This window comes from Streptococcus sp. HMSC062D07 (genome assembly GCF_001814215.1).
Taxonomy (GTDB): domain Bacteria; phylum Bacillota; class Bacilli; order Lactobacillales; family Streptococcaceae; genus Streptococcus; species Streptococcus infantis_I.
The window spans coordinates 115,060-126,665 of sequence record NZ_KV815328.1; the positions used below are offsets into that span (position 1 = coordinate 115,060).

Here is an 11,606-nt window from a genome sequence, read left to right on the forward strand (position 1 = left end):
CTATTCTATCTGTTTTTTCATATAATAGTAGAATAGGATATGTGATAAACTTATCACCTTAAATAGAAAGGAAATTCTATGTCAAATCTATCTGTTAATGCTATTCGTTTCTTGGGTATTGACGCTATTAATAAAGCGAATTCAGGTCACCCAGGGGTGGTAATGGGTGCAGCACCGATGGCTTACAGCCTTTTCACTAAAGAACTTCGTATCAATCCAGCTCAACCAAACTGGATCAACCGCGACCGTTTTATTCTTTCAGCGGGTCACGGATCAATGCTTCTCTATGCCCTTCTTCACCTTTCTGGATTTGAAGATGTGAACATGGATGAAGTGAAGAGCTTCCGTCAATGGGGTTCTAAAACTCCAGGTCACCCAGAATTTGGTCATACAGCAGGGGTTGATGCAACAACAGGTCCTCTAGGACAAGGGATTGCAACTGCGACAGGTTTTGCACAAGCAGAACGTTTCCTTGCAGCCAAATATAACCGCGAAGGTTATAACATCTTTGATCACTACACATATGTTATCTGTGGAGATGGTGACTTGATGGAAGGTGTATCAAGTGAAGCTGCTTCTTATGCAGGTTTGCAGAAACTTGACAAATTGGTTGTTCTCTATGATTCAAATGATATCAACTTGGACGGTGAGACAAAAGATTCATTCACAGAGAGTGTTCGCGATCGTTACAATGCCTACGGTTGGCATACAGCCTTGGTAGAAGATGGGACAGACTTAGAAGCTATTCAAGCAGCTATTGAAGAAGCTAAGGCTTCAGGGAAACCATCTTTGATTGAAGTAAAAACTGTTATTGGTTATGGTTCGCCAAACAAACAAGGAACTAATGCTGTACACGGTGCTCCTCTTGGTACGGATGAAACTGCAGCAACACGTCAAGCACTTGGTTGGAACTATGAACCATTTGAAATCCCAGCAGAAGTTTATGCTGATTTCAAAGAAAATGTTGCGGACCGAGGTGCATCAGCATATGAAGCATGGACAAAACTAGTTGCAGATTATAAAGGAGCTTACCCAGAGCTTGCTGCAGAAGTGGAAGCAATCATCGACGGACGCGATCCAGTTGAATTGACTTCAGAAGACTTCCCAGATTTAGAAAATGGCTTTTCTCAAGCAACTCGTAACTCAAGCCAAGATGCTTTAAATGTAGTGGCTGCTAAATTGCCAACCTTCCTTGGCGGATCAGCTGACCTTGCTCATTCAAATATGACTTACATCAAAACTGACGGACTTCAGGACGATGCAAATCGCTTGAACCGTAATATCCAATTTGGTGTTCGTGAATTTGCAATGGGTACAGTTTTGAACGGAATGGCTCTTCACGGTGGACTTCGAGTTTACGGTGGAACTTTCTTCGTATTCTCAGACTATCTTAAAGCAGCAGTTCGTTTATCAGCTCTACAAGGTCTTCCTGTAACCTATGTCTTCACCCACGATTCAATCGCAGTTGGTGAAGATGGACCAACTCATGAACCAATTGAGCACTTGGCAGGACTTCGTGCGATTCCAAACCTTAATGTTTTCCGTCCAGCAGATGCGCGTGAAACTCAAGCAGCTTGGTACCTTGCAGTGAATAGTGAGAAAACACCAACTGTCCTCGTCTTGACTCGTCAAAACTTGACTGTTGAGGAAGGAACTGACTTTAATAAGGTTGCGAAAGGTGCTTATGTTGTCTATGAAAATTTAGCAGACTTTGACACGATTTTGATTGCAACAGGTTCAGAAGTGAACCTAGCTGTTGCAGCTGCTAAGGAATTAGCAAGTCAAGGTGGAAAAGTTCGTGTAGTCAGCATGCCATCTACGGATGTCTTTGATGAACAAGATGCCGCATACAAAGAAGAAATCCTGCCAAATGCAGTTCGTCACCGTGTGGCGGTTGAAATGGGAGCGACTCAAAACTGGTACAAATACGTTGGTCTTGATGGAGCAGTTCTCGGTATTGATACCTTTGGAGCATCTGCCCCAGCTTCAAAAGTGTTAGCAGAGTATGGATTTACAGTTGAAAACTTAGTAGAACTTGTAAACAACTTGAAATAAGAAAAATCAGAGCTTTGCTCTGGTTTTTTATTAAACTAAAACTAAGGTGCAATCTTGTAAAAAATAGTGAAATTTGATATAGTAGTTTTATCTGAATTACAAAGGAGAAAATACAATGAATCCAAATTTAACATTTGTGATTATGCTTGTAGGGATGTTTGCCTTGATGTTCTTTATGCAACGTTCTCAAAAGAAACAAGCTGAAAAACGCATGGAGAGTCTCAATAAACTTCAAAAAGGCTATGAAGTCATTACTATCGGTGGTTTATACGGTACAGTTGATGAAGTTGATACCGAAAACAGAACGATCGTACTTGATGTAGACGGAGTTTACTTGACTTTTGAACTTGGAGCTATCAAATCTGTCTTGCCACTTAAAGAGGCTGTTACATCAGAAGGTACAGTTGTTGATGATGAAAGCGCGATTGAAGAATAAAACGGGGTGGATCTCATACCCCTTTTTCTATGAAGATGAGGAACAATAATGAAGAGAGTTGTTTTTGTATGTCTTGGTAATATTTGCCGTAGTCCTATGGCAGAATTTGTTATGAAATCTTTAACCGATGATTATGAGATTGAAAGTAGAGCAACTTCTTCTTGGGAACATGGCAACCCAATTCACAAAGGAACTCAGAAAATTTTTAAAGCTCACGAGATTCCTTACGATTCATCAAAAACATCACAGCAAATTTCTAAGGATGATTTTGAATATTTTGATTATGTCATTGGAATGGACGAGTCCAATCTTCTAGATTTGACTCGAATGTGTCCTCAAGATCAACAACACAAGCTAGAGGCATTTGCTTCTGAGGGTGTTCCTGATCCATGGTATACAGGTGATTTTGATGAAACTTACGATCGAGTTTTAACTGGTTGCCAAGCTTGGCTAACACGTTTAGAAAATGAGGCAAAAAATGGATATTTTAAAGAAATTCTATGATAAGTATAGTGTCTATATAACGCGTCCTCGTTTGGAAATTGCAACAGTAGTAGTCATAGCTCTTTGTGCTATATTTGTATTTGTAGGAAATATGCCTAAGCAAGGAGTTTTAAAACTGGATGGCGATTCACTTGTATATGATGGAAGTATTGTTCGTGGAAAGATGAATGGCAAAGGCACAATGACCTTCTCAAATGGCGACACTTATACTGGTGAATTTAAAAATGGAGCATTTAACGGTAAAGGGACCTACCAAGCTAAAGAGGGCTGGGTTTATGAAGGTGACTTTGTTAATGGCCAAGCTGAAGGAAAAGGAAAACTGACTACAGAGCAAGAAGTTGTCTATGAAGGCGACTTTAAACAAGGGCTCTTCCAACAAGCACAATAACCTCCTCTTAGAGGGGGTTATATACCACACCTATAGAAAGCGCTTACATGGAAATTGAGACGCCTTTCAATGCCTTTTTACAATGAAGTTTGTGAAAAATAAAAGTTTTATGGGATTATTCACAAAGTATAAGCTAAAAAGCGTATGGGTAGGGCTGTGCAAAATTATTTTCACAAGCGAATAAAAAAAGTTTGTGAAATTTCTATGAAACTGTTTACAAATCTTGAAAAAAGAGTTATAATAAGATTGTGAAAAAATTAACAAAGGACTTACAATCCTTGAAAGCTATGGAGGAAAATATGGCTGATAAAAAAACTGTAACACCAGAGGAAAAGAAACTCGCTGCTGAAAAGCATGTCGATGGTTTGGTGCAAAAAGCTTTAGTTGCCCTTGAAGAAATGCGTAAACTTGACCAAGATCAAGTCGATTATATTGTAGCAAAAGCTTCAGTTGCAGCTCTTGATGCCCACGGAGAATTGGCTCTACATGCCTTTGAAGAAACAGGACGTGGAGTATTTGAAGATAAAGCGACTAAGAACTTATTTGCCTGTGAGCACGTAGTAAACAACATGCGCCACACTAAAACAGTTGGTGTTATTGAAGAAGACGATGTGACAGGATTGACTCTTATTGCTGAACCGGTTGGTGTTGTTTGTGGTATCACTCCAACAACAAACCCTACTTCAACAGCAATCTTTAAGGCTTTGATTTCATTGAAGACTCGTAATCCTATTGTCTTTGCATTCCACCCGTCAGCTCAAGAATCATCAGCTCACGCTGCTCAAATCGTGCGTGATGCTGCGATTAAAGCAGGTGCTCCTGAAAACTGTGTACAGTGGATTACTGAACCATCTATGGAAGCAACTAGCGCATTGATGAACCACGAAGGTGTTGCAACAATCCTTGCAACAGGTGGGAATGCCATGGTTAAAGCTGCATACTCATGTGGTAAACCAGCTCTTGGGGTAGGTGCCGGAAACGTTCCAGCTTATGTTGAAAAATCAGCTAATATTCGCCAAGCTGCACACGATATCGTAATGTCTAAATCATTTGACAACGGTATGGTCTGTGCATCTGAACAAGCGGTTATTATTGATAAAGAAATTTATGATGAATTTGTAGCAGAGTTCAAATCTTACCACACTTACTTTGTAAACAAAAAAGAAAAAGCTCTTCTTGAAGAGTTCTGCTTCGGTGTGAAAGCAAACAGCAAAAACTGTGCTGGTGCAAAATTGAACGCTGACATCGTTGGTAAACCAGCAACTTGGATAGCAGAACAAGCAGGATTTACAGTTCCAGAAGGAACAAATATTCTTGCTGCAGAATGTAAAGAAGTTGGCGAAAAAGAGCCGTTGACTCGTGAAAAATTATCACCAGTTATCGCAGTTTTGAAATCTGAAAGCCGCGAAGACGGTATTGAAAAAGCCCGTCAAATGGTTGAATTTAACGGTCTTGGGCACTCAGCAGCTATCCATACAGCTGATGAAGAATTGACTAAAGAATTTGGTAAAGCTGTTAAAGCTATTCGTGTTATCTGTAACTCACCTTCTACTTTCGGTGGTATCGGGGATGTTTATAATGCCTTCTTGCCATCATTGACACTCGGATGTGGTTCTTACGGACGTAACTCAGTTGGGGATAACGTTAGCGCCATTAACCTCTTGAATATCAAAAAAGTCGGAAGACGGAGAAATAACATGCAATGGATGAAACTTCCTTCAAAAACATACTTTGAACGTGATTCAATTCAATACCTTCAAAAATGTCGTGACGTTGAGCGTGTCATGATCGTTACTGACCACGCTATGGTAGAGCTTGGTTTCCTCGATCGTATCATCGAGCAGCTTGACCTTCGTCGCAATAAGGTTGTTTACCAAATCTTTGCAGATGTAGAACCAGATCCAGATATCACTACAGTTGAACGTGGTACTGAGATTATGCGTTCCTTCAAACCAGATACAATCATTGCTCTTGGTGGTGGATCACCAATGGACGCTGCTAAAGTAATGTGGCTCTTCTACGAGCAACCAGAAGTGGACTTCCGTGACCTTGTACAAAAATTCATGGATATCCGTAAACGTGCCTTCAAATTCCCATTGCTTGGTAAGAAGACTAAATTCATCGCTATCCCAACTACATCTGGTACAGGATCTGAAGTAACTCCATTTGCCGTTATCTCTGATAAAGCAAACAACCGTAAATACCCAATCGCTGACTACTCATTGACACCAACTGTGGCAATCGTAGATCCTGCTTTGGTATTGACAGTTCCTGGATTTGTTGCGGCAGATACTGGTATGGACGTATTGACTCACGCAACTGAAGCTTACGTATCACAAATGGCTAGCGACTACACTGACGGTCTTGCTCTTCAAGCGATCAAACTCGTATTTGAAAACCTTGAAAGCTCAGTTAAGAATGCAGACTTCCACTCACGTGAGAAAATGCATAATGCTTCAACTATTGCTGGTATGGCCTTTGCGAATGCCTTCTTAGGTATTTCTCACTCAATGGCTCACAAGATTGGTGCACAATTCCACACAGTTCACGGACGTACAAATGCAATCTTGCTTCCATACGTTATCCGTTACAATGGTACACGCCCAGCTAAGACAGCTACATGGCCTAAGTACAACTACTACCGTGCAGATGAGAAATATCAAGATATCGCTCGTATGCTTGGACTTCCAGCTTCTACTCCAGAAGAAGGGGTTGCATCTTATGCTAAAGCTGTTTACGAACTCGGTGAGCGCGTAGGTATCGAAATGAACTTCAAAGCACAAGGTGTTGACGAGAAAGAATGGAAAGAACATTCACGCGAATTGGCCTTCCTTGCTTATGAAGATCAATGTTCACCTGCAAACCCACGTCTTCCAATGGTTGATCATATGCAAGAAATAATCGAAGATGCTTACTATGGTTACAAAGAAAGACCAGGACGTCTTAAATAATTGATTATCAGTCAGAGGCAGGAGTAATCCTGCCTCTTTTTATAGTTTTTCAAAATAGAAGAGGTTAAAAGTTTAACAAAAAGTTTTGTAAATAACTATAAAGATGCATGTTGATAGACTTTTGACAAAGGGAATCTATATAAAATTGTGTATCTAGAAAGTAGAAAACTGAAGTGAAAATCAACGTCAGCGCTTGCAATAAAACTAAAATAGTTATATAATAGGTTTGTTGAAAGGTGATTTGTAGTGATTCAAGTTACTCTTTTCACAATAAAATTTTCATGATTTTCATAAGGAGGAAATCACTAATGGTAGTTAAAGTTGGTATTAACGGTTTCGGTCGTATCGGTCGTCTTGCTTTCCGTCGTATCCAAAACGTAGAAGGTGTTGAAGTTACTCGCATCAACGACCTTACAGATCCAGTTATGCTTGCACACTTGTTGAAATATGACACAACTCAAGGTCGTTTCGACGGTACTGTGGAAGTTAAAGAAGGTGGATTCGAAGTTAACGGTAAATTCGTTAAAGTTTCTGCTGAACGTGATCCAGAACAAATCGACTGGGCTAACGACGGTGTAGAAATCGTTCTTGAAGCGACTGGTTTCTTTGCTAAGAAAGAAGCTGCTGAAAAACACTTGCATGCAGGTGGCGCTAAGAAAGTTGTTATCACTGCTCCTGGTGGAAATGACGTTAAAACAGTTGTATTTAACACTAACCACGACGTTCTTGATGGTACTGAAACAGTTATCTCAGGTGCTTCATGTACTACAAACTGCTTGGCTCCAATGGCTAAAGCTCTTCAAGATAACTTCGGTGTTGTAGAAGGATTGATGACTACTATCCACGCTTACACTGGTGACCAAATGATCCTTGACGGACCACACCGTGGTGGTGACCTTCGTCGTGCTCGCGCTGGTGCTGCAAACATCGTTCCTAACTCAACTGGTGCTGCTAAAGCTATCGGTCTTGTAATTCCAGAATTGAATGGTAAACTTGACGGATCTGCACAACGCGTTCCAACTCCAACTGGATCAGTTACTGAATTGGTAGCTGTTCTTGAAAAGAACGTTACTGTTGATGAAGTGAACGCAGCTATGAAAGCAGCTTCAAACGAATCATACGGTTACACAGAAGATCCAATCGTATCTTCAGATATCGTAGGTATGTCATACGGTTCATTGTTTGACGCAACTCAAACTAAAGTTCTTGACGTTGACGGTAAACAATTGGTTAAAGTTGTTTCATGGTATGACAACGAAATGTCATACACTGCACAACTTGTACGTACTCTTGAATACTTCGCAAAAATTGCTAAATAATTTCTGAGTCGAAAAAGCAAGACCAATCGGTCTTGCTTTTTGTATCTATAAAAATGGATGATTTTATCATCCATTTTGTTTTAATTCTCTTTCAAATGTATCTGAGAGTGCAGTAAAGCTTAATTTATTTAAAGTCAGAGGGTGGATAAAGGATAGTTTAAATGCGTGAAGCATCAGTCTCTTGCTTTTTGAGTGTGGGTTGTAGAGAGGGTCCCCGAGGATTGGATGTCCGTGGTGAGATAGGTGGACTCGGATCTGATGAGTACGTCCTGTTTTTAATCTACACCGAACGAGACTTGTTTTGTTTTGAAACAGCTTTAATCGAGTTACATGAGTTTCGGCGTATTGACCATTTTTTTGATCCACAATTCTTTTTCTACGATCGTGACGATTGCGACCGATTTTATCTCGGAAGATCAAGTCCTTAGCCTCTAATCTTCCATCAACCAGAGCCCAGTATTCTCGAGAAATCTCTTTTTTCTCTAATAATCGATTAATGATAGGAAGAATGAATGGATTCTTCGCAAACAGTACGAGACCGCTTGTTTCCATATCTAGTCTATGAACAACATAGCAGGTTTGGCCGACATAGGCGCTGACATGGTTGAGAAGAGCTATCTCGTCTGGCTGATTTCCGTGTGTCTTCATACCCTCAGGTTTATTGACGATAATTAAATGTTGGTCTTGATAGACTTCTTCGACAAGCTTGGGATTTCCCCAGTGAATTTCTTTTGTAGGATAATCTTCCTCGTCGAAAATCAATTGGCACTCATCTCCAGCCTTGACCGTTTGATGCCAATGGACCTCTTCTTGATTAATGAGGATGTGTTTCTTGATTCTCAAAAAGTGCCTAATTTTTCGAGGTATTAACAGCTGTTCTTCTAGAAAATGTTTGACAGACATTTCGGGTAGAGAGTTGGGGATTGTAAAGGTGAATTTCATACTGATATTGTAACAAAAATCAATTTATTTGGACAGGGGAACTAGCAAAATTCTTGTCTTCCTATGGGGAAGATGATAAAATATACGCATGAAATTAGATACCTTATTTGAAAAATTTCTTTCTTTGTTTAAAAAAGAAGAATCTGAAATTGAAAAAACAGAAATGAATGGAATTGAACAAGAAGAAAGTGTGTCGAGCAATTTACGGCGTTCAAGAGCAGGGCGAAAGAAAGCGGGGGCAATTGGCCCTGTTCGAAAATTTTGGCGTCGCTATCATCTGACAAAAATCTTTTTGATTCTTGGGCTTAGTGCCAGCTTGTTTGTTGGGGTCTATTTGTTTGCTCTAGCAAAATCGACAAATGTGACTGACTTACAAAACGCTTTAAAAACTCGCACTCTGATTTTTGACAGAGAGGAAAAAGAAGCAGGCGCCTTGTCAGGTCAAAAAGGCACCTATGTCGAACTTTCGGACATCAGTGAAGACTTACAAAATGCCGTCATTGCTACAGAAGATAGAAGTTTCTATAAGAACGATGGTATTAACTATGCTCGTTTTTTCCTAGCGATAGTGACGGCTGGACGCTCAGGTGGTGGTTCTACAATTACTCAGCAGTTGGCGAAGAATGCCTATCTTTCTCAAGATCAGACTGTACAGAGAAAGGCGAAAGAATTCTTTTTAGCTTTGGAGCTAACAAAAAAATATAGCAAGAAAGAAATTCTGACTATGTACTTGAACAATGCCTACTTCGGAAATGGGGTTTGGGGTGTTGAAGATGCAAGTAAAAAATACTTCGGGGTCTCAGCTTCTCAACTGACACTTGATGAAGCTGCAACTCTAGCCGGAATGCTCAAAGGGCCAGAATTGTATAACCCTTTGAATTCTATTGAAGATTCTACTAATCGTAGAGACACCGTTCTACAGAACATGGTCGCTGCTGGATATATTGATAAAGACAAAGAAGCGGAAGCTTCGGGTGTTGATATGGCCTCTCAACTGCAAGATGCTTATGAAGGTAAAGTTTCAGACTACCGATATCCATCCTATTTTGATGCCGTTGTTAATGAAGCAATTGAAAAGTATAATTTAACTGAAGAAGAAATTGTGAACAACGGCTATCGTATATATACGGAATTAGATCAGAATTACCAGGCTAATATGCAGGTCATTTATGAAAACACAGCTCTCTTTCCAACAGCAGAAGATGGAACTCATGCTGAGTCGGGCAGTGTTGCTCTAGAGCCAAAAACAGGAGGAGTTCGAGGGGTTGTTGGTCGTGTAGCAGGAGATGATAAAGCCGGTTTCCGAAATTTCAACTATGCAACTCAATCAAAAAGAAGCCCAGGTTCAACTATTAAGCCCTTAGTTGTCTATACCCCAGCAGTCGAAGCTGGTTGGGCTCTAAATAAAGAGTTGGACAATCATACTATGGAGTATGGTGATTACAAGGTAGATAACTACGCAGGAATTAAAACATCTCCAGAAGTTCCAATGTACCAAGCTTTAGCTGAATCCCTAAACCTTCCTGCAGTAGCCACGGTTAAGGAACTTGGTATTGACAAGGCTTTTGAATCAGGCGAAAGATTCGGGCTTAACTTAACCAATGTAGATCGTGTGTTGGGTGTTGCACTGGGTGGTGGTGTGGAAACTAGTCCACTGCAAATGGCGCAAGCTTATGCAGCATTTGCGAACGAAGGTTTGATGCCTGAAGCACATTTCATTACACGTATTGAAAATGCAAGTGGTCAAGTCATTGCTACCCATAAGAATTCTCAAAAACGAGTGATAGATAAATCCGTAGCGGATAAAATGACTAGCATGATGCTAGGGACATTCACAAACGGTACAGGGATAAGTTCATCACCAGATGGTTATGTTATGGCCGGGAAAACAGGTACAACAGAAGCAGCCTTCAACCCGGTGTATACGAGTGACCAGTGGGTTATCGGCTATACGCCAGATGTAGTCATTAGTCACTGGCTTGGTTTCCCGACAACCGATGAAAATCATTATCTAGCAGGTTCGACATCAAATGGCGCCGCTCATATTTTTAGAAGTATGGCAGAAACAATTCTTCCTTATACACCAGGAAGTACATTTACAGTTGAAAATGCCTATAAAATAAATGGGATTGCTCCTAAAAATGTTCCAAATCAGTCTGCTGACAATGGTGGAGGGCAGTCAAATGACTCTATAAATGATATCCAAAGTAGAGCTCAGAACCTTATTGATGAAGCAGAAAAAGCTATTTCAGATGCAAAAATTAAAGAAAAGGCAAAAACCGTCTGGGATACAATTGTGGATTTGTTCCAATAAATTTTTTAAAAGACAAGAGCATAACTCTTGTCTCTTTTTATATCCTAAAAAGTCTAAAAATATATCCCAACGAAATATCAAACATTCAAAAAAATATAATCAAGCAAGATAAATAACAAAATAGAAGAAATGTCATAATTCGTCTCTACCTTTGCTATACTATTGGCAGAAAAGGAGAACGACTATGTTAGACATGAATTATCACGAAGTAAAAGCTATTGTACATAAGTGTAGAAAAGAATACTACCTTCATTTATGGGAAAAAGAAGATTGGGATCAAGAGGGAATGATTTGCCTACATGAATTATTAGAAAATCACCCTGATTTTAAGGAAAATAAAAATAAGGAATTTTATACCTACTTCAAAACAAAGTTTCGAAATCGAATTTTGGATGCAGTTCGAAAACAAGAAAGTTATAAAAGAAGATTGGATCGACAAGCTTATGAAGAAGTGAGCGAGATTAGCCATCGATTAGGCGAAGGGGGGTTGTTGATAGATGAGTCTTACGCACTACAAGAAGTGCTTAAAGAGTATCGAGCAGGATTAGGGAAAGAAAAATTGGAGTTATTTGAACGATTGTTAGCTGATGAGCGATTCAAAGGAAGAAAAGCAATGTTGAAAGAACTAAAGCATGTGCTAAGAGATTTTTCTCCAAAAAGATAAAAAAACAAATCAAACTAGTTGACAAGAATCTAA

The 11,606-nt window shown here is 39.8% G+C and carries 9 protein-coding genes; 8 read left to right on the forward strand and 1 reads right to left on the reverse strand.

Going from position 1 to position 11,606, the window contains the following annotated elements; translation table 11 throughout:
- Positions 1-78: 78 nt before the first annotated feature.
- From tkt to gap, 6 genes are all read left to right on the forward strand, one after another.
- Positions 79-2,055 carry a transketolase gene (tkt, locus tag HMPREF2957_RS04915; RefSeq protein ID WP_070677858.1) on the forward strand — a complete coding sequence of 659 codons (1,977 nt, stop codon included), beginning with the start codon at positions 79-81 and terminating at the stop codon, positions 2,053-2,055.
- A 115-nt stretch (positions 2,056-2,170) separates the two neighbouring features.
- The gene (yajC, locus tag HMPREF2957_RS04920; protein WP_070677860.1) at positions 2,171-2,491 is read left to right on the forward strand and encodes a preprotein translocase subunit YajC; all 321 of its coding nucleotides are present in this window, start codon (positions 2,171-2,173) and stop codon (positions 2,489-2,491) included.
- 48 nt (positions 2,492-2,539) lie between these two features.
- Positions 2,540-2,995: a low molecular weight protein-tyrosine-phosphatase gene (locus tag HMPREF2957_RS04925; protein ID WP_070677861.1), complete on the forward strand. Its 456-nt coding sequence runs from the start codon at positions 2,540-2,542 to the stop codon at positions 2,993-2,995.
- Positions 2,970-3,383 carry an MORN repeat-containing protein gene (locus tag HMPREF2957_RS04930; protein ID WP_004251138.1) on the forward strand — a complete coding sequence of 138 codons (414 nt, stop codon included), beginning with the start codon at positions 2,970-2,972 and terminating at the stop codon, positions 3,381-3,383. The genes HMPREF2957_RS04925 and HMPREF2957_RS04930 overlap by 26 nt, the downstream gene beginning before the upstream one ends.
- A 299-nt stretch (positions 3,384-3,682) precedes the next feature.
- Positions 3,683-6,334 (forward strand): bifunctional acetaldehyde-CoA/alcohol dehydrogenase, encoded by a 2,652-nt coding sequence (adhE, locus tag HMPREF2957_RS04935; RefSeq protein WP_070677863.1) that lies wholly within the window; start codon positions 3,683-3,685, stop codon positions 6,332-6,334.
- A gap of 308 nt (positions 6,335-6,642) precedes the next feature.
- Entirely contained in the window at positions 6,643-7,653 is a 1,011-nt protein-coding gene (gene gap / locus HMPREF2957_RS04940; RefSeq protein ID WP_004251141.1) for a type I glyceraldehyde-3-phosphate dehydrogenase, read from the forward strand.
- Between the two features lie 66 nt (positions 7,654-7,719).
- Here gap and HMPREF2957_RS04945 read toward each other — a convergent pair whose 3' ends face one another.
- Positions 7,720-8,595: an RluA family pseudouridine synthase gene (locus HMPREF2957_RS04945; RefSeq protein ID WP_148131980.1), complete on the reverse strand. Its 876-nt coding sequence runs from the start codon at positions 8,593-8,595 to the stop codon at positions 7,720-7,722.
- An 88-nt stretch (positions 8,596-8,683) separates the two neighbouring features.
- Between HMPREF2957_RS04945 and pbp2a the strand changes: the two genes are divergently transcribed.
- Complete coding sequence (gene pbp2a, locus HMPREF2957_RS04950) at positions 8,684-10,909, forward strand: penicillin-binding protein PBP2A (RefSeq protein ID WP_070677867.1); 2,226 nt, start codon at positions 8,684-8,686, stop codon at positions 10,907-10,909.
- A gap of 184 nt (positions 10,910-11,093) precedes the next feature.
- Positions 11,094-11,573 carry a sigma factor gene (locus HMPREF2957_RS04955; protein WP_036756170.1) on the forward strand — a complete coding sequence of 160 codons (480 nt, stop codon included), beginning with the start codon at positions 11,094-11,096 and terminating at the stop codon, positions 11,571-11,573.
- The last annotated feature ends 33 nt before the right edge of the window (positions 11,574-11,606 follow it).

Coding starts and splice junctions, on each gene's coding strand:
- gap (WP_004251141.1), top strand. CDS start 6,643: ATGGTAGTTAAAGTTGGTATTAACGGTTTCGGTCGTATCGGTCGTCTT.
- HMPREF2957_RS04930 (WP_004251138.1), top strand. CDS start 2,970: ATGGATATTTTAAAGAAATTCTATGATAAGTATAGTGTCTATATAACG.
- HMPREF2957_RS04945 (WP_148131980.1), bottom strand. CDS start 8,595: ATGAAATTCACCTTTACAATCCCCAACTCTCTACCCGAAATGTCTGTC.
- yajC (WP_070677860.1), top strand. CDS start 2,171: ATGAATCCAAATTTAACATTTGTGATTATGCTTGTAGGGATGTTTGCC.
- adhE (WP_070677863.1), top strand. CDS start 3,683: ATGGCTGATAAAAAAACTGTAACACCAGAGGAAAAGAAACTCGCTGCT.
- tkt (WP_070677858.1), top strand. CDS start 79: ATGTCAAATCTATCTGTTAATGCTATTCGTTTCTTGGGTATTGACGCT.
- pbp2a (WP_070677867.1), top strand. CDS start 8,684: ATGAAATTAGATACCTTATTTGAAAAATTTCTTTCTTTGTTTAAAAAA.
- HMPREF2957_RS04955 (WP_036756170.1), top strand. CDS start 11,094: ATGTTAGACATGAATTATCACGAAGTAAAAGCTATTGTACATAAGTGT.
- HMPREF2957_RS04925 (WP_070677861.1), top strand. CDS start 2,540: ATGAAGAGAGTTGTTTTTGTATGTCTTGGTAATATTTGCCGTAGTCCT.